This window comes from Salinicola sp. DM10 (assembly GCF_017306975.2).
Lineage (GTDB): Bacteria > Pseudomonadota > Gammaproteobacteria > Pseudomonadales > Halomonadaceae > Salinicola.
Window position 1 is genome coordinate 1 of the sequence record NZ_JAFLEN020000008.1, and the last position, 17,435, is coordinate 17,435.

General features: G+C 63.6%; 16 protein-coding genes. 7 read left to right on the top strand and 9 right to left on the bottom strand.

The window, feature by feature from the left end; all coding sequences use genetic code 11:
• From J0A90_RS17895 to J0A90_RS17925, 7 genes are all read left to right on the top strand, one after another.
• A partial coding sequence (locus tag J0A90_RS17895) for an Ig-like domain-containing protein (protein WP_233076910.1) occupies nucleotides 1-2,022 on the top strand: 2,022 nt, incomplete at its 5' end.
• Between the two features lie 51 nt (nucleotides 2,023-2,073).
• A complete protein-coding gene (locus tag J0A90_RS17900) occupies nucleotides 2,074-3,558 on the top strand; it encodes a TolC family protein (RefSeq protein WP_207034578.1) in 1,485 nt (494 codons plus the stop codon).
• A gap of 173 nt (nucleotides 3,559-3,731) precedes the next feature.
• Nucleotides 3,732-4,829 carry an aldo/keto reductase gene (locus tag J0A90_RS17905; protein ID WP_233076912.1) on the top strand — a complete coding sequence of 366 codons (1,098 nt, stop codon included), beginning with the start codon at nucleotides 3,732-3,734 and terminating at the stop codon, nucleotides 4,827-4,829.
• A 421-nt stretch (nucleotides 4,830-5,250) separates the two neighbouring features.
• A complete protein-coding gene (locus J0A90_RS17910) occupies nucleotides 5,251-6,042 on the top strand; it encodes a MoaF C-terminal domain-containing protein (RefSeq protein WP_207034580.1) in 792 nt (263 codons plus the stop codon).
• A gap of 117 nt (nucleotides 6,043-6,159) precedes the next feature.
• Nucleotides 6,160-6,924, top strand: coding sequence for an SDR family NAD(P)-dependent oxidoreductase (locus J0A90_RS17915; RefSeq protein ID WP_207034581.1), 765 nt, complete (start codon nucleotides 6,160-6,162; stop codon nucleotides 6,922-6,924).
• 45 nt (nucleotides 6,925-6,969) lie between these two features.
• Nucleotides 6,970-7,767 carry an SDR family NAD(P)-dependent oxidoreductase gene (locus tag J0A90_RS17920; protein WP_207034584.1) on the top strand — a complete coding sequence of 266 codons (798 nt, stop codon included), beginning with the start codon at nucleotides 6,970-6,972 and terminating at the stop codon, nucleotides 7,765-7,767.
• Between the two features lie 174 nt (nucleotides 7,768-7,941).
• Complete coding sequence (locus J0A90_RS17925; RefSeq protein WP_233076913.1) at nucleotides 7,942-8,517, top strand: TetR/AcrR family transcriptional regulator; 576 nt, start codon at nucleotides 7,942-7,944, stop codon at nucleotides 8,515-8,517.
• 260 nt (nucleotides 8,518-8,777) lie between these two features.
• Here the strand turns inward: J0A90_RS17925 and dcd are convergent, their stop codons facing one another.
• The 9 genes from dcd to J0A90_RS17970 all read right to left on the bottom strand — a co-directional run bounded on the left by dcd (nucleotide 8,778) and on the right by J0A90_RS17970 (nucleotide 17,271).
• Nucleotides 8,778-9,344 carry a dCTP deaminase gene (gene dcd / locus J0A90_RS17930; protein ID WP_207034587.1) on the bottom strand — a complete coding sequence of 189 codons (567 nt, stop codon included), beginning with the start codon at nucleotides 9,342-9,344 and terminating at the stop codon, nucleotides 8,778-8,780.
• Nucleotides 9,345-9,513: 169 nt separating this feature from the next.
• Nucleotides 9,514-10,317, bottom strand: coding sequence for an iron-sulfur cluster carrier protein ApbC (apbC, locus tag J0A90_RS17935; protein WP_207034589.1), 804 nt, complete (start codon nucleotides 10,315-10,317; stop codon nucleotides 9,514-9,516).
• Nucleotides 10,318-10,465: 148 nt separating this feature from the next.
• Nucleotides 10,466-10,918: a TerB family tellurite resistance protein gene (locus J0A90_RS17940; protein ID WP_207034591.1), complete on the bottom strand. Its 453-nt coding sequence runs from the start codon at nucleotides 10,916-10,918 to the stop codon at nucleotides 10,466-10,468.
• Nucleotides 10,919-11,173: 255 nt separating this feature from the next.
• Nucleotides 11,174-11,689 (bottom strand): S-ribosylhomocysteine lyase, encoded by a 516-nt coding sequence (luxS, locus tag J0A90_RS17945; protein ID WP_035472035.1) that lies wholly within the window; start codon nucleotides 11,687-11,689, stop codon nucleotides 11,174-11,176.
• Between the two features lie 97 nt (nucleotides 11,690-11,786).
• The gene (locus tag J0A90_RS17950) at nucleotides 11,787-12,056 is read right to left on the bottom strand and encodes a hypothetical protein (protein ID WP_207034593.1); all 270 of its coding nucleotides are present in this window, start codon (nucleotides 12,054-12,056) and stop codon (nucleotides 11,787-11,789) included.
• A 162-nt stretch (nucleotides 12,057-12,218) separates the two neighbouring features.
• On the bottom strand, nucleotides 12,219-14,603 hold the full coding sequence (locus J0A90_RS17955) for a DNA polymerase II (RefSeq protein ID WP_207034595.1): 2,385 nt from the start codon (nucleotides 14,601-14,603) through the stop codon (nucleotides 12,219-12,221).
• A 13-nt stretch (nucleotides 14,604-14,616) separates the two neighbouring features.
• On the bottom strand, nucleotides 14,617-15,546 hold the full coding sequence (locus J0A90_RS17960; RefSeq protein WP_207034597.1) for an AEC family transporter: 930 nt from the start codon (nucleotides 15,544-15,546) through the stop codon (nucleotides 14,617-14,619).
• A gap of 80 nt (nucleotides 15,547-15,626) precedes the next feature.
• The gene (locus J0A90_RS17965) at nucleotides 15,627-16,685 is read right to left on the bottom strand and encodes a glycosyltransferase family 2 protein (protein ID WP_207034599.1); all 1,059 of its coding nucleotides are present in this window, start codon (nucleotides 16,683-16,685) and stop codon (nucleotides 15,627-15,629) included.
• Between the two features lie 157 nt (nucleotides 16,686-16,842).
• On the bottom strand, nucleotides 16,843-17,271 hold the full coding sequence (locus J0A90_RS17970; protein WP_233076914.1) for a DoxX family protein: 429 nt from the start codon (nucleotides 17,269-17,271) through the stop codon (nucleotides 16,843-16,845).
• Nucleotides 17,272-17,435 lie beyond the last annotated feature (164 nt).

The window sequence follows — 17,435 nt, forward strand, 5'->3', positions numbered from 1 at the left end:
GCGGTGACCGGGCTTGGCATAGCAGACTTCAGCGTCGCCAACGGTGCGCTCAGCAACCTCAGCTCCAGCGACGGCGGTATCACCTGGACAGCGACCCTGACGCCGAACGCCAACGTCACCAACACGACCAACCTGATTACCCTGGATAACACCGGCTACACCGATGCCGCCGGCAATACCGGCACCGGCATCACCGACTCCAACAACTACGCCATCGACACCCAGCGCCCGAGCGCCACCATCGTGGTAAACGACACGGCACTTGCCATCGGTGAAACCACCGCCGTGACCATCACCTTCAACGAAGCGGTAAGCGGGCTGAGCCTGGCAGACTTCAACGTTGCCAACGGCACCCTGAGCAACCTGAGCACCACGGACAACATCACCTTCACGGCGATCCTGACGCCCAGTAGCAATATCGCCGACAATAACAATGTCATCACCCTGAACAACGCCGGGGTGCAGGATGCCGCCGGCAACATCGGCAGTGGCACCACGAGTTCCAGCAACTATGCCATCGACACTCAGCGCCCGAGCGCCACCATCCAGGTGAGCGATAGCGCACTGGCTGCCGGTGAAACCGCCACAGTGACCATTACCTTCAGCGAAGCCGTGAACGGTCTGAGCCTGGCCGACCTCAGCGCAACCAATGGCACCCTCAGCGCCCTCAACTCCAGCGATGGAGGCATCACCTGGACAGCTACCCTGACACCTGACGCCAACGTCACCGAGAGCAGCAACCTGATTACCCTGAACAATCCAGGCGTTCAGGACGCAGCCGGTAATACCGGTATTGGCGGCACCCTATCGGCCAACTATGCCGTCGATACTGTGGTTCCGACCATCGCCAGCGTCGACGTGCCAGCCGGCGTACAGTACAACGCGGGCGATACCCTGACCTTCGTGGTCAACGCCAGTGAAGCCGTTGTGGTCAATGGCACGCCAAGGCTGGCATTGGATATCGGCGGCAGCACGGTCTTCGCCGACTACGTGGCAGGCTCTGGCACCACGACGCTGGTCTTCCAGTACAGCCTGCAACCCGGTCTCAACGATGCGGACGGCATCACCGTATCGGGCCTGAAGACCAATGATGGCAGCGTGCGCGATGCGACCGGCAATGCCATGAACTTGACTCTGAACAATGTCGGAGAGACGTCCGGCGTGCGCATCGATACCACCGTGCCTAGCGCGACCATCGTGCTGGACACCACCGCCAGCGCCGACGGCAACGTACGCTACACGCTGACCTTCAGCGAGGACGTAAGCGGTGTCGATCTGTCGGACTTCACGCTGATCAGCACGGGCAGCGCCCAGGGTAATCTGACCAGCCTGGTGCAGATCGATGCACGCACCTACCAGATCACCATTGGCAATGTCGCCGGCAGCGGCAGCCTGGCACTGGCACTCAACGACACCGCTACCGGCATCAACGACGCCGCCGGCAATGCGCTGACGGGTGGCCTGGTCGGCCAGCCCTACACCCAGTCCCAGATCCAGGGTGATCCTGAGTTCCGCATCACCCCCTCGACCCCGCTGACACAGCCCGGCGTAGGCGCGACAGTCGAGCCGCCACAAACATCGGCGCCGCCCTCTCTGTTTACCTCGCCCCTACGACCAACCCCGCTATTCGAGGTACCCAACCTGGGCAGCGGCATACCGCCAGTGGGCAATATCTTCATGCGCAATGGCGCCCTGGCCCCCAGCTATATCGCCCAGGTCTTCGCCAGCAGCGCTGCGAATCTGGATATCGGCGCGGCGACTGAAGCGAGCGCCATCGGCAGTAGCGAGAACACCTTCGGCAGCACCAGTTTCTCGGCACTGTTCGACGGTATCGCACCGCCCGCCCAGAGCGACATTCAGCTCCGCCCGGGGCTGACCGTGGGTGACTCGGGCCAGAACGCACCGCAGGGAGCCCTCACCCTGGCCCAGCAGTTACAAGCACTACACGAAGACGAATGGCGCCAGGTCAGCAGGCTGAGCCTGGCATTCGAGCAGATGGCCGAGCCGACATCCAAGGTCTAGCAAAAGGCCGAACAATAATCGATAGATGCCGTACCAAGGGGAAGTTCGAGGATGAGTCGTCAAAAGCAAGTTTTCGCAGTCAGCCTGTTGGCGCTGGCCATCAGTGGCTGCGCCGTCACCAGCCAGCCCATCGATCACAGCGTCAGCGAACAGCGCGCGCAGCAGGATTTGCGTGCGATGTTCAAGGACCAGGAGCCGCTCAGCGGCCCACTCACGCTGCATGAAGCCATGGCGCGCGCGGTGAAGTACAACCTCGAGGGGCGCTTGAAGATCATGGAAGAGGCCATGGCCCAGCGCCAGGTCGATCTGGCCACCTTCGACATGCTGCCGCGCATGGCGCTGTCCGCCGGCTACGCCGGGCGCAGCAACGTCAGCGCTTCCAGCAGTGAGAGCATTCGTACCGGCACACAGTCGCTCGAGCCTTCGACCTCACTGGATCGCGACCGCCGTGTCGCTGACCTGACCACGGTGTGGAACGTACTCGACTTCGGCGTCGGTTACGTCAATGCCAAGCAGCAGAGCGATCGCCGCCTGATCGTGCAGGAGCGCCGACGCAAGGTGGTCCACACTATCATTCAAGACGTGCGTTCGGCCTATTGGCGGGCCGTAGCGGCCGACCGCCTGCTGGGGCAGATCGACCGTCTGATGGCACGAGTCGATCAGGCGAGTGAGAACAGCCGCCGCCTCAGCGATCAGCGTATCGGCGACATCATCCAGACGCTGAGCTACCAGCGCGCCCTGATCGAGGCCACGCGTCAGCTCGAGGAGCAGCGCCGCGCGCTGTCGCTGGCCAAGACCGAGCTCGCGACGCTGATCAATCTGCCCCTGGGCACCGAGATCGAGCTGGCGCCCGAGACGGGCTATCAGGTGCCTCAGCTCACGATCGGTCTCGACCAGCTCGAACAGGTGGCCTTGACCCAGCGCCCCGAACTGCGCGAACAGGACTACGAAACCCGCATCAGCGCTGCCGAGACCCGCAAGGCCATGCTGCGCCTGCTGCCCGGCCTGGAGTTCTCCGCTGGCGCCCACTACGACAGCAACTCCTTCCTGGTCAATCAGAGCTGGGCCGATTACGGCGTGAAGGTCACCTGGAACCTGTTCAACGTGCTCTCCGGACCGGCCGCCATCGACGCGGCCAAGGCCGGCCAGGCAGTCGTGGAAGCGCGCCGCCAGGCCATGTCGATGGCGATCCTGGCGCAACTGCATGTCGCCAATGCCAACTTCCGTGAAGCGCAGCGTCAGTTCGCGACCAGTCAAGAGTTGGTCAGCCTGGATAGCCAGATCGTCGAACAGCTGCGCAATCGCTATCAGGTACAGAGCATCGGCGAACTGGAGCTGATCCAGGGCGAGCTGAATACGCTGCAGGCGGATTTGCGCCGCGACCTGGCTTACGCCGATCTACGCAGCAGCTATGGTCAGCTCGCCGCCAGCGTCGGCTTCGATCCGCTGCCCGAGAGCCTTGCCTCCAACAGCATCGACGGCATTGCCGACGCGCTCGCCAGCCGCGAGGCGCAGTGGCAGTCGGGCCAGCTGTAACCCATACCGCGGCATGCGTTGGCCACCAGCGCCGCCCAGGGGGGCGCTTCTCCAGACACTTCTCCAGGTATTTGTCCAGGCTCTGAGACTTGCTCCCGAGCCGATCTTTGCCAGACTGACAGAGCCCCGCCCGCCTCGCGGCGGGGCTCGATTCAGCCAGGCAAGGAGGCCATATGAGTATGCAATATCGTCCGCTGGGCAACTCGGGGCTGATGGTCTCGAGCCTGACCTTGGGCACGGTGCCGTTCGGCGGTAGCCACGGTTTCGAGAAGGCAGCGAGCGTCGACGTCAAGGGCGCTCGGCGCCTGCTCGATATCGCCTTCGAGGCCGGTGTCAATCTGGTCGACACCGCCGATCTCTACTCCCACGGCCAGGCCGAGGAGATCACCGCCAAAGCGCTGGGCGACAAACGTCAGGACATCATCCTTGCTACCAAGGGCCGTAGCCCTCTGGGCGACGATCCCAATGCCAGCGGCGCGTCGCGCTACCACCTGATCCGCGCGGTGGAAGCCAGCCTCAAGCGCCTGGGCACCGACCACATCGATCTCTATCAGATCCACAACTGGGACGGCGTCACCCCGGTCGAAGAGACGCTGGAGGCGCTGCATCATCTGGTCACCAGCGGCAAGGTGCGCTACTGGGGCACCTCCAACTACACCGGCTGGCAGATGATGAAGACCCTGGGCAAGGCGGAGCTCCACGGCCTGACCAAGCCGATCAGCCAGCAGATCTACTACACCCCGGAGTCGCGTGAAGCGGAATACGAGCTGATGCCGCTGGCGCTGGACCAGAACCTCGGCTCGCTGATCTGGGGGCCGCTGGGCGAAGGCTTCTTGACCGGCAAGGTGCGCCGCGGCCAGCCGACCCCGCCGGATACCCGCCAGGGCAACGGCTGGCCCGAGCCCTATGTGCACGATATGGAGCGCGCCTACGATATTATCGAGACGCTGATCGCCATCGGCGAAGCCCACGACTGCTCGCCGGCGCGCGTGTGCCTAGCGTGGCTCAAGGATCGTCCGGGCGTCACCTCGCTGATCGTCGGCGCGCGCAGTGAAGCGCATCTGCAGGATAACCTCGCCGCCGCCGAGTTGACGCTGAGCGAGGCCGAACAGCGCCAACTGGAGCAACTGACGCGCCCCGCCCCGCTCTACCCCTACTGGCACCGGGTCGTGGCCGGCATGGATCGCCTCGACCCGGCGGAAAAGCCCTTCCTCGATGGCTACGCCGAGACCATCAAACACCGCAGCGACGATCGCGCGGCGGATGTCTGAATAGGCCCAAACTGATGCGAGCCCACGGCGGCTCGCTCTATCTCCACGTCTATTGAGAGCGTCCGACATGCGTCTTCAATGAAGAGGCCCACTGGACAGTCACCCCAATGCTCTCAGCGAAGAAGACGACCGCGGCGGACCGCCTTCATGGCAATGGAAGACCACTGCCGACCTGACGCAGGCCGGCGTGGATGACGTCCGTGGAGCGGATACAGGGCAAGAGCCAAAGCGCTTCAAACTCGAGTCGATCCAGGCCCCACGTCCAAAGGTCTAGTGGCCTCCAAAGCGTGTTGACGCTAAAACTAAACGCACGTAGAGTTTTGACACGTAAGTGCGGTTCTACTAGCGGCCAAGCCATGCGAGGTAGCCGTAACGCTCGTCATTGCCTGGCCAGTCCCTCATAACAACAAGGCGACCCATCATGGCTATCACTTCCAATCAAGACTTCGTCCCAGAAGATCAGTGGCCCTCGGTTTCCGTCATGCTAGACGGATTTGGTCAGCAAACACTCCCCCCTTCATCGGCACTCGCTGGCACCTCTCTTGCTGTGCCTTTGGCCTCAGGAGCAACCGTGGAATATCGCTTCCACGATGAAAATTCGCTGACGTGGAAAGCCCAAGGCGGTGAAGGCTCAGCCACCTACAAGGCCATCGAGGCCCGCCCGGACATTTTCATCATCGACTTCGTCCGCGGTGAAGGGCTCGATGCAGAAAACGTCACGGTCATCCTGGACCGAAACACTGGCGCCGTTACTGACAGCGTGTCGCGCCTTGTCGATATATCGGGCAAAGTTCGTGCAGTCACAGAGTTCAATCACGCCAATATCGCGGGTGGCGAAGTCAAACATGAGCGTTCCGACGAAATGGTCGGTAAGCGCATTTTCTATCGCTATAGCGACATAGAGACTTACGAGCACATCTACCTGAATTTAGGTACATTCACCTGGCACTGCCTGCGCGGCGGTGAGGCAGGTCTCGCCGATACCGAACAGTGCAAGACCTTTAAAGTTGCCGAAGATCTCTACATCTTTTTCTGGACTGAAAAGGTAATGACCGTAGAAGCGGTATTGCTTGTAGACTTGAAGGAACAACGCTCCATTGGGCGAATGTTCGGCTGGGACTCCAAGTTAAATACCACGTTAGTACTACCTTTCAACTCTCGCCTCAGCGTTCTCAACACGACGATCTATCCCGAGGATGTTGCCAAAGGCTGATCTGTTTCAGCGCGGCCGGCCAAAGACGCTTCGGCCTCTTTGGCCATATCATCATCACGAGGCACAGGGCTGAATGACGGTGTCCGTCCTCGTCAACGAGAGGTCCCGGAGAACGCTATGGATCTACAGCTGCATAAGCGAATCGCTCTGGTCACTGGTGGTGCATCTGGCATTGGTCTCGCCTGCGTTGAAGCGCTGTTGGCTGAAGGCGCAAGCGTATTGATAGTCGACCGTAATCCAGCAGGTGCAGACGTTGCCAGAGACTTCACAGAAGCTGGACACACCGTTGCCTTCGTGCAGGCCGACGTGACCTCGGAAACTCAGGTCCAGGAGGTCATGGCCTATGCACGAGATAGGTTCAACGGTCTGGACATCATCCTCGGCTGCGCAGGCATCTCAGGCCCGGTGGGCCAGAAGTCGACGGACATCAGCCTGACCGACTGGGACCAGGTGATGGCCGTGAACGTGAAAGGCCAGTTCATCGTGGCCAAACACGCTGTCAAGCTGCTAGAAGAGAGTAACGTCGCTAGCGTCGTCTTTTTGGCCTCTGACGCGGCCTTGGTGGCCTTCGAAGGAATGACGCCCTACTGCACATCGAAAGGCGCAGTCCTGATGCTCACCAAGAGTCTCTCGGTCGACCATCCCCAAATCAGGTTCAACTGTGTGTGCCCCGGCGTCGTGGATACCCCCATGTCCCGTCGCGATCTGGGGTGCCCCAACGGCTTTTCAGGCAGTGAGCTACCTGTGATGCAAGCTCATCAAATAGCGCGCCATGCCGTTTTCCTGGCTTCGCCCGTCAGCGCGCCAATCAACGGCACGAGCCTGGTAGCCGACTTCGGTTATCTGGCGCGTTCCGCCTTGCCAGAACTTGCCTTTAGCTAACCTGCACACGGGCGCTATTCACCAAACCTACGGATGAGAAACCCCATGAGTAGTCGACCAGTTGCAATAGTGACGGGTGGTGGTACAGGGATCGGCGCGGCGACGGCGCAGACGCTGGCATCCGCCGACTGGAATGTCGTGATCTGCGGCCGGAGAATGGAGCCACTGCAGAAGATTGCCGAATGCACAGGCGCCCTACCTATCGTCGCAGATGCCTCCTGTGAGAAGGATATCCAGCGATTGGTGACGACGACGACCGAGACGTTCGGCAGACTGGATGGCGTGGTATTGAATGCGGGAGTCGTGCGCCCAGGCTCGGTAGGAGAGCTATCAGACGATGATTGGCAAGCCATGGTCGACATCAATCTGAGCGGCCCATTCAAACTACTGCGTGCCGCCCTTCCCCATCTGATCGCTGCACGAGGAGCCGTTGTCGGCGTCGCCTCAGCGGCCGCCTTGAGGGCCACTAACGAGATTCCAGGCTATAACGCAACCAAGGCCGGACTCAACATGCTATTGCAATCCGTCGCGGTCGATTACGGTCCACGAGGCGTCAGAGCCAATACGGTCTGCCCGGGGTGGGTAAGAACGGAAATGGCAGACATGGAGATGCAGGAGTACGGCGAGTCTCTGGGGCTGGACCGCGAACAGGCCTACGCCCGTGCCACTGCCCTCGTCCCGGCGCGTCGTCCAGCCACTGCCGAAGAAGTCGCGGATGTCATCGCTTGGCTGCTTTCCGACAAAGCGCGCTACGTCAGCGCAGCTGTGCTGCCCGTCGACGGTGGTATGATCGCGACAGACCCTGGCGCTATCGCATTCGATCCCCGCATCAGTTTCCAGTGATCTGAGAATATCCTCCACGTGCCACATGGCCCAAAGACCGATGTGGCCGTTTTGAGTCGAGGGAACGCTTACCGCGCTCTCGTGCTTTGTGAGAACATTGGTCACCCGATTTCCGGCTTGGCGGCACCGCCTGGGTCATCGAGGAATACAAACGAGTGGCCAATGGATGTATAGATGACACAGCGATCGGTTCGTTTACCTTACGGCGAAGGTCGGGAAGCGTTGATGGCCGCGACCATCGATATCGTTGCGGAAAAAGGATTACGTGGGGTGACTTACCGGGCAGTCGCTGGACGTGCTCGAGTCAATCATACGCTGGTAACGCATCATTTCGGCTCTATCCAGGGACTGTTGGCGGCAACGATGGAGTGGGCCGTCGAAAGATCGATCCGGGAGTCGGGACTGGAACGGATAACCGATTTCGATGAGGCCTTCGCCGATGCGCTGATCGCGTCAGTGATGAGCGAGCCGGAACTTCAGCTGTTTCAGTTCGAGATGCTGCTCGAGTCGCGACGCAATCCCCAGCTACGGAGTTTGGTCGAAAGACTCTACGCGGACTACATGACCACGGTCGAGCAAGCCCTTAGAGCGAGAGGGCTCGATACCGCAAACGAGATAGCCATGGCGATCTTCGCCGCTCTGGATGGCTTGATGCTCCAGTTTCTCACCATCACGGATGCAACCAGGATCCGCGCGGCGTTGATCCACATAGGCAACCTGGTTCGCGCCCTGCCGCCGTCATCTGGGTGAGTGGCTTGTGAGGGTTCGTGGCTGGCGTGCGATGTAGGAGCTTCGCCTATCTAGGCAAGGAGCTTCGCCTATCTAGGCAGGATTTTGGCGCGGACAAAGAGCCACGGTAACAGGAACCCATAGCGCGGCGGATACCTGAATAGATGCGGCCCAAGCCGAGCCCAAAACGGCTCGCGTCATATACAAAGACGGGGCGCCTCCCTGGCGGAGGCGCCCCGTCTTTCGTCACGCGACCGGCCCTGGGGCCATAGCCTGCGTGATCAGGTGCGCGGCAGGGTCACCCCGCGCTGCCCCATGTACTTGCCACCGCGATCCTTGTACGAGGTCGCGCAGACCTCATCGGATTCAAGGAACAGCATCTGCGCCACACCCTCGTTGGCGTAGATGCGCGCCGGCAGGTTGGTGGTATTGGAGAACTCCAGCGTCACATGACCTTCCCACTCGGGCTCCAGCGGCGTGACGTTGACGATGATGCCGCAGCGCGCATAGGTGGATTTGCCCAGGCAGATCGTCAGCACGCTGCGCGGGATGCGGAAATACTCCACGGTGCGCGCCAGGGCGAAGGAGTTGGGCGGGATCACGCAGACATCGCCCTTGACGTCGACGAAGCTCTTGTCATCGAACGCCTTGGGATCGACCACCGCCGAGTGGATATTGGTGAACACCTTGAATTCGTCGGCACAGCGCACGTCATAGCCGTAGCTGGAGGTACCGTAGGAGATCACGCGCTGGTCGTTGGCGTAGCGAACCTGGTCCGCCTCGAAGGGCTCGATCATGCCCTCCTGCTCCGCCATCCGGCGAATCCACTTGTCGGATTTGATGCTCATGCAGGTGTCCTTGGAGCGGCGTCACGGAGAGTCTGTGCTCCCCCCGCGCCGGGTCGAGAAATGGATAAGGCTGAATCGGCTCGCCATCATAGCGGCCCGCCCACACGAAGGGAACGCCAGGCGCCGCCAGCGAGGCCGCGCCTGGTCATGCGCCGTGGCGTCTAGTCGCCTAGTCGCTGAACGAAATACTCGGCCCGGTACCGCCGCTCTCGGCGACACCGCTGGCCACCGCGCGGGCGATGTGCCGGAAGGTCTGTGCCACCTCGCCATCGGGCTCGGCAACCACGCTGGGCTGGCCGCCATCGGCCTGCTCGCGGATGGAGAGCGTCAGCGGCAGCTGGCCCAGCAGCTGGGTCGCGTACTGCTCGGCGATGCGCTCACCGCCGCCGCTGCCGAAGATCGGCTCGCTGTGACCGCACTGGGAGCAGACGTGCAGGCTCATGTTCTCGACCACGCCCAGTACCGGCACGCTCACCTTGCGGAACATCTCGATGCCCTTGCGCGCATCCAGCAGTGCGATGTCCTGGGGCGTGGTGACGATCACCGCACCATCCACCGAAACCTTCTGCGCCAGCGTCAGTTGGATGTCACCGGTACCCGGCGGCATGTCGATGAACAGAAAGTCCAGGTCGTCCCACAGCGTCTGATTGAGCAACTGCTGGAATGCGCCGGAGACCATCGGCCCGCGCCAGACCATGGGCTGATTGATATCCACCATGAACGCCATCGACATCGCCTGGATCCCGTGGGCGACGACCGGCTTCATGTTCTTCTCGTCGACCACCTCGGGGCGGGTATTCTCCGGCAGCCCCAGCATGCGCGCCTGGCTCGGCCCGTAGATATCCGCATCCAGCAGCCCTACCCGATAGCCTTCGGCGGCCATGGCCAGCGCCAGATTGGCAGTCACGGTGGATTTGCCGACGCCGCCCTTGCCCGACGCCACGGCCACGATGTGCTTGATGCCCTCGGTCACGCTCCCTCCTTGACTCACTGTCGACGGCCACGACCACCTGGGCCGCGCTTTGGCGGCAGTATAACGGTCACGCAGGGGGATACCCTAGGGCTAAGGTCGGAAATTCCGCGCCGTCGGCGAGCGCCGGCGGTGGTCATGGCACCGCTGCTCAGCCGCGCGCTTCGAGCACGGCGAGCTTGGTGCGAATGAAATCGCTATGACTGACGTAGAGCAGATCGGCCAGACGGCGGATGCGATGCTCCTCGAGGGCGGCGAGTTCGTCGTCGGCGTAGGCCAGACGCCACATGGCGGCGACCAGCTCGACCCGCTGGGCGTAGCTGAAACGCTCGTTGAGCAGCGACACGTACTGGAAGTGGTCGACCGCATGCTCGACCTGCGCTTCGGCCTCCGCGATCAGCGCATCGGCCTGCTCGCCGCTCAGCGAGAACTGCCGCACCAGCATCTCGCGCAGGGTCGCTAGCTCCTGCGGATCGACCTCGTAGTCGGCGCGCAGCACCTCGCTGAGCAGCGCCGCCACCGCCAGCTGCGGGGTGACCGCATCGTGATGATCATGCGCGGGTGCGAGCACCCGCTGGAAGAACTGCTGAACCGTATCGAGCATGAGGGGTGTCCTGATGAAAAGACGATGAGTGACGGGCCGGGTCGAGCGCCGATGACAATGGGATAATAACGCCCGACGCCACTACCGTTTTGACAACGCAGGCGCTGAAGGTTCGCCACCGCACGCCGCCCAGGTCTGTAGCAGCCAGGCCAAAAAAGGCAGCTCCAGATACGACAGTATCGCGCACGACGGCCCCAGAAACGACGAGGCCCGCGGCAACGGTGCCGCGGGCCTCGTGGTCGCGCGTCTTACGCCTCAGGCGCCGTGCGCGGCCAGGAACTCCTCGGTCAGCTTCAGCTCGCTGTTGGAGTTGACGCCGATACCGCGGGTCGTGACATTGCGCGCGATCTGCTGGGCCTCGTCGAGCGAGTGCATCTCGGCGGTGCCGCACTGGTAGATGTTGAGCTCGGGGATCGCCTTCTGATCCTCGAGCGCCAGCACGTCGCGCATCGAGGCTTCCCAGGCCGCGCCCACGGTGGCTTCGTCGACCTGACCGATCAGGCTCATATAGAAGCCGGTGCGGCAGCCCATCGGCGAGATATCGATGATCTCGACCCCATCACCGTTGAGGTGCTGGCGCATGAAGCCCGCAAACAGATGCTCCAGCGTATGAATGCCACGCTCGGAGAGGATCTCCTCGTTGGGCACGCAGAAGCGCAGATCGTAGACCGTGATGTCGTCGCCGTGGGGCGTGCGCATCTGCTTGGCCACACGTACCGCCGGGGCGTTCATCTTGGTGTGGTCGACCATGAAGCTATCGAGTAAGGGCATCGTTGCCTCCTTGTCCGTGAGTCGGGAGTGTCTCTACTGTAGCACGCTGGCCGCGCGTGTCAGAAAGACGTGGCCTTACGCCTGCCGGCCCACTCGCTCAGCGGCAGGCCACCGCCTGACGCAGCGTACTCTTGACCCACAGACGCTGACCATCCGGCGTCTTGCCCTGGTCGTTCCACTGCTGAGTGGTCTGGACGCAGAACGAGCCGAGATTCTCGACCGCCGGTGCCGCCGCCTCCGGGCGCTCGCCGCCGATCCGCAGCACGTCGGTATTGTTGGACTGATAGTTGGGCGCGAAGGTGTTGGAGGCACACCCGCCAACGGCCAGGGCCGTCACGGCGGCGAACAGGATGTGGCGCAATGCCATGTCGATGATTCCTCGGAAAGCGCGCGGCGCGGGCCGCGACGCAACACCGGCACGATTGCCGGCAGCGCGTATTTAGCACTGCCTCATGATGCTGTCAACGACCACTCGTAGCCCGTCGGATCTGGCCCTGACCACGCCCGAACAGCCCTTCAGAACAGCACCTCAGAACAGCCCCAACTGCTGGTCGATCAAGCGCGTGAAGTCGTCATCGACGAACGGCAGGATGGCGTCGGCCACCGGCTGTAGCTGACGGCTCACATAGTGCTGATAGTCGATCGGCGAGCGCCGCGCTTCCAGCGGCTCGGGTCCGTTGACGGTGATCACGTAGCGGATCCAGCCGCCGTTCTGGTACTGCAGCGGGCGCTTCAACTGGCGGTTGAACTCGTCGGCCAGACGCGCGGCGCGCACATGCGGCGGGACATTGCGCTGGTAATCATCGAGCCGGCGCCGCAGCCGCTTGCGATAGACCAGGTCGTCGTCATGCTCGCCCGCCAGGGTCTCGCGCACCAGCCGCCGAACATAGTCACGATAGCCCTCACCGACGAAGATGCGCCGATAGAGCTCGCGCTGGAACTGCTGCGCCAGCGGCGACCAGTCGGCGCGCACCGACTCCAGCCCCTTGAACACAAGGTGCTCGCCACCCTCGGCATCGGCCACCAGGCCGGCATAGCGCTTCTTGCTGCCCTCTTCGGCGCCGCGAATGGTGGGCATCAGAAAACGTCGGTAGTGGGTCTCGTACTGCAGCTCCAGCGCACTGTCGAGGGCGTAGCGCTCACGCAGGTGCTCGCGCCACCAGGCGTTGACCCGGGCGACCAGTTGCTGGCCGATCGCCGCTGCGGCCTCCTCAGCATGTGCGTCACCCAGCCAGACGAAGGTGGAGTCGGTATCACCGTAGATGACCGTATAGCCCTCGGCCTCGATCAGTTCGCGGGTACGGTGCATGATCGCGTGGCCGCGCATGGTGATCGAAGAGGCCAGCCGCGGGTCGAAGAAACGGCAGCCACGCGAGCCGAGCACACCGTAGAAGGCGTTCATGATGATCTTGAGCGCCTGGGCGAGCGGCGCGTTGCCCTCGCGCTTGGCCGCCTCGCGCCCTTCCCACACCTGCGCCACGATCGCCGGCAGCGCATGTCGGGTGCGCGAGAAGTGCGCGCCCACAAAGCCGGGCACGGCCTGCTCGGGATCGGCGAGACCCTCGACCAGCCCCACCGGGTCGATCAGGAAGGAGCGGATGATCGACGGATACAGACTCTTGAAGTCTAGCACCAGCACCGAGTCGTAGAGCCCCGGGCGCGAATCCATCACGTAGCCGCCGGGGCTGTCCTCGCCCGCACGGCTGCCCAGATTGGGCGCCACGAACCCCAGCCGGTGCATGCGCGGCAAATAGAGATGCGAGAAAGCCGCCACCGAACCCCCGCTGCGATCCGCCGCCAGCCCGGTCACGCTGGCTCGCTCGAGCAGGAAGTCGACGATTCGGGTGTGGGCGAAGATCCGCGTGACCAGCTCGCAATCCTTCAAGTTGTAGCGCGCCAGCGCCGGCTTGTCCTCGGCGAACATGCGATTGATGTCGGCCATGCGCTGGTAGGGATTGTCGATCGCCTTGCCCTCACCCAGCAGGGTCTGGGCGACGTTCTCCAGGCTGAACGAGGAAAAGCTCCAGGTCGCCTGACGCAGCGCTTCGATGCCATCGATGACGAGGCGCCCGGGAATGGTCACGAAGTAGTGATTGGGCTGCTGCCCATGGGCGCGCCACTCCAGCGGTGTACCGCCGCGGCCCAGGGCCAGCGGCACGTCGAGCCGCTCGGCGTGGCGCTGCAGCTGGCGCAGATCGAACTGGATCACGTTCCAGCCGATGATCGCGTCAGGATCGAAACGCGCGACCCAGGCGTTGAGCGCGTGCAGCAGATCGGCCCGCGACTCGCAGTAGACCAGCTCGAAGTCGCGCTCGCGGTCAGCCACACTGCCCACCCCCGCCGCTGGCCCGAGCATATACACGATCCGTTGGCCGCAGCCGTGCAGGCCGATCGAGTAGAGTTCGCCGCGCTCGCTGGTCTCGATGTCCAGGGAACACAGCGTAAGCGTGGGGCGATAGTCCGGCGCCGGGCGTAGCTGCGCCTGCTGCAGCGAACCGGCTTCATCCGCCACGCCGCTGGCCAGCACCGGTGCGGTAATGAAGCGCTCCATCAGATAGCGCTCCGGCGGGCGCACGTCGGCCTCGAACAGCTCGATGCCCGCCTCGCCCAGGCGGCGCTCGAGCTGCATCAGTTGGCGATACGAGCGGCAGTAGAGTCCCAGCAGCGGCCGCCGCGCGAAGTCGCGCAGGTCGAGCTCGCGCAGCGTTACCTCCACTTCGCCGCGCAGCAGCCGCTCGATCTCGGCCCGCGCCTCTCGCGCCACGAAGGCCACCGACACCTGCGGCGGCAGCTCGACCCGGCAGGGTCCGGCATCCGTCGCCAGCCATAGCCAGACCCGCGTCCCCGCTGGTGAGTCCTGCCAGTGGCGGGTCAGTACGAAGCCCTCGGTCGCCCGGCGCGGTGCTGTCGTCATGCCGCGCCCGCCCCTACAGCCCGAGCACCCAGGGCAATACCAGCCCCAGGTAGAGCGGAATCAGCAGCGGCGCCGCCAGCGTGGTCAGCAGCACGGCGATGGCGCCCTTTTCGGGGCGGATGTTCAGCTCCATCGCGATCACCACCACGTTGGCGGCCATCGGCACCGCACCCACCAGCAGGAATGCCAGCACCAGCGAGTCGGAGGCGTCGCCCAGCAAACGCAGCCCTACCGCCAGTGCCAGTGTCGCCAGCGGCCAGACCACGAAGCGGGTCACCACGCAGCCGACGACGAAGGCGCCGTCCACCGCACGCCAGCTGATGCGGCCCAGCGTCATGCCGATGATCATCATGCCGAGCACGGTAAAGCAGTACTTGAAGTAGCCCAGCCCTTCACTGACCGGCTGCGGCACCTGCCAGCCCAGGGCACTGATCAGCATGCCGCCGGCAAAGGCGTAGATCAGCGGCAGCCGAGCCAATCGCGAGAGACTCTCGCGCACCGAGAACTGACCCCGCGCGCTGATATAGAAACCGACCGTGAACTCGTAGAGCGAGATACCCAGCATGCAGAACAGGTACTGGGTCACGCCCTCCGGCGGCAGCAGCACCAGCGCGATGGGGAAGCCGAAGTAGCCAGTGTTGCCGGTGCCCGCGGAGAAGGCCAGCAGCGCCCGCTCCTGCTCGGCGTAGAAGCGCCCCGCCACGGCGTTGACCGCGAGACACAAAATCGACGAGAGCAGCACCACGCTGAAGGTGAGCGCCAGCTTGTCGACGCTGGGTTGCCCCTGGGTCAGGGCGTTGAAGAAGGTCAGCGGCGAGATCAGATAGATCAGCAGCGTGGCGATGGGCCGTGGATCGAGCTGCAGGCGCCGCGCCGCCACCCAGCCCAGGCCGACGAAGGCCAGCAGCATCCACAGCGATTGAGAAAGATCGACATCGGGCATCAAGGGCGTTCCAGACAGTCAGCGGCGAGACACTTCGGCCGCTAACTGTAACATCCGCCCTGCGCCGTCGCGCGCCCTGCTCAGCCCGAGGCCGCGCTGCGCCCGAGTTCCTCCGTACCGCCGTGGGCGGCGAGCCGTGCCGCCAGCGCCGCTTCGTGGCGGGTGCCGCGCAGAAAGCGGGTGGCGCCATCCGGGTCGCCCTGCTCGACCAGCGCCAGCAGCATGGATACCGCCCGCGCGGCGCGCTGGCGGATCGCCTGACGATCGCGCTCGATCAGCGCACTGATCTCCAGCCGCTGCATGAAGTCACGCTTGGCGCTGTCATAGGCGGCGAAGACCTCCCCCGGCCACACCATCCGCCGCCCCACCTTGACGTTGCGATGCGAGCGGTAGCCCGGACGGTTGGTCTTGAGCTGCTGCTTGCCCGAGGGGCGCCCACGCAGCAGCAGCGCCAGGTACTCCTCCTCGGAGCGGTACATGCGGTGAATCACGTACGCCTGACGCGGGGCGATCGCCGTGCTATCGGCCAGCTCCGGCTGGGTCTCGCTGTAGACCATCGGATTGCCGTCGGCGTCGAGCGGCACCACATCGCGGCCGAAGATCGGATGGTGCACGCGCACGTGCTGGATCTCGATGCCCTGAATCGGGAACAGCGTCTTCAGGTGCGACGAGAGTTCGTAGCCGGCGCCGTTCTGCAGCGAGCAGAACGCCTGCGCCTGGCCCAGCTCGCAGTGCCACAGAAAGCTGATCGGGCGCGGTGTGTCGCCGCAAAGTCGCGCGATCAGTTGATCCACCCGGGTGGTGAGGTCCTGTGCCGTCCAGAACTCGTCGATATCCAGGAACATCAGCCAGTCGACACCCGCCGCGCGAGCATCCGCCAGCGCCTTGGCGTAAGCGATGGTCTGCAGCTTGCGCCCCACGCTGGGATCGCAAAGATCGACCCAGTCGATGAACTCGAAGGTGACCTGGGGATACGCCTGCCCGATACGCTCGAGCACCGCCGCCGAGGTGTCCGAGGTGCGATTGAGCAAGACGTGGATCTGATCGAACCCCACGTGCAGATGATGAAAGACCCACTCGGCCAGATAAGGCCCTTCATCCTTGGCCACGGCACATAGCCGTATACGCGGTTTGTTCAATGACCCATCCTCGACGATTGGTGAAGCGCGCTTGCCTGCCACTAAGCATGGAGGATGGGGTAGCCCCTGCACTGGCTCAAGATGGTTTACGTCACACTCGCGATAGCAGAGGTTCTGACCCGCCGCGCCTTGACGCCTATCCCTGCCATCTCCCCATTCACCCCTGACGATCGCGACGAGGCCACAACCCTGCCCCGACGACGATGGCGAACAGAATCCAGATCTGGAACGGCAGACGCCACAGCAGCAGCCACCCCGGCACCGCGGGGAAGGCATCGGCATGCAGCCACATATAGACGTTGGCCGGGGTCACGCACAGCGTCAGCAGCACCAGCCCCCACCCGGCCAGACGGCGCCAGCGCGGCAGCAACAGCCCCACCACGCCGAGCAGTTCGAAGACACCGCTGACCCACACCGCCAAGCGCGGCCACGGCAGCCCCGGCGGAATGATCGTGACCATGGCATCGGCATAGAGGAAGTGCGCGATACCGCCGAGGGTGAACCACAGCAGCACGAAGCCCAGGCACATCCGGCGCCACCACGGCATCGCTGAACGTGCCGCGCGGCGGCTCGCCTCTGTCTGCATGCAGGGATCTCCTCTGGTTTCGATGGCAGGCACTTCAGCGCAATCTCTACGCATTCGCATGATGCCAGATCGCCGGGCCTCGCCGCCCGTGGCATGGGCAGCGCGCATCGTCGCCAGCGATGCTACAATCGTCGCCCAAGTCTACAGCCTATTCATCCCCGCGG

Excerpts from the sequence above, each read along its gene's own strand:
- J0A90_RS17970 (WP_233076914.1), bottom strand. The coding sequence starts at position 17,271 with ATGCAGACAGAGGCGAGCCGCCGCGCGGCACGTTCAGCGATGCCGTGG.
- J0A90_RS17920 (WP_207034584.1), top strand. The coding sequence starts at position 6,970 with ATGAGTAGTCGACCAGTTGCAATAGTGACGGGTGGTGGTACAGGGATC.
- J0A90_RS17915 (WP_207034581.1), top strand. The coding sequence starts at position 6,160 with ATGGATCTACAGCTGCATAAGCGAATCGCTCTGGTCACTGGTGGTGCA.
- J0A90_RS17950 (WP_207034593.1), bottom strand. The coding sequence starts at position 12,056 with ATGGCATTGCGCCACATCCTGTTCGCCGCCGTGACGGCCCTGGCCGTT.
- J0A90_RS17900 (WP_207034578.1), top strand. The coding sequence starts at position 2,074 with ATGAGTCGTCAAAAGCAAGTTTTCGCAGTCAGCCTGTTGGCGCTGGCC.
- J0A90_RS17955 (WP_207034595.1), bottom strand. The coding sequence starts at position 14,603 with ATGACGACAGCACCGCGCCGGGCGACCGAGGGCTTCGTACTGACCCGC.
- J0A90_RS17905 (WP_233076912.1), top strand. The coding sequence starts at position 3,732 with ATGAGTATGCAATATCGTCCGCTGGGCAACTCGGGGCTGATGGTCTCG.
- J0A90_RS17910 (WP_207034580.1), top strand. The coding sequence starts at position 5,251 with ATGGCTATCACTTCCAATCAAGACTTCGTCCCAGAAGATCAGTGGCCC.
- dcd (WP_207034587.1), bottom strand. The coding sequence starts at position 9,344 with ATGAGCATCAAATCCGACAAGTGGATTCGCCGGATGGCGGAGCAGGAG.
- J0A90_RS17925 (WP_233076913.1), top strand. The coding sequence starts at position 7,942 with ATGACACAGCGATCGGTTCGTTTACCTTACGGCGAAGGTCGGGAAGCG.
- luxS (WP_035472035.1), bottom strand. The coding sequence starts at position 11,689 with ATGCCCTTACTCGATAGCTTCATGGTCGACCACACCAAGATGAACGCC.
- J0A90_RS17940 (WP_207034591.1), bottom strand. The coding sequence starts at position 10,918 with ATGCTCGATACGGTTCAGCAGTTCTTCCAGCGGGTGCTCGCACCCGCG.
- J0A90_RS17960 (WP_207034597.1), bottom strand. The coding sequence starts at position 15,546 with ATGCCCGATGTCGATCTTTCTCAATCGCTGTGGATGCTGCTGGCCTTC.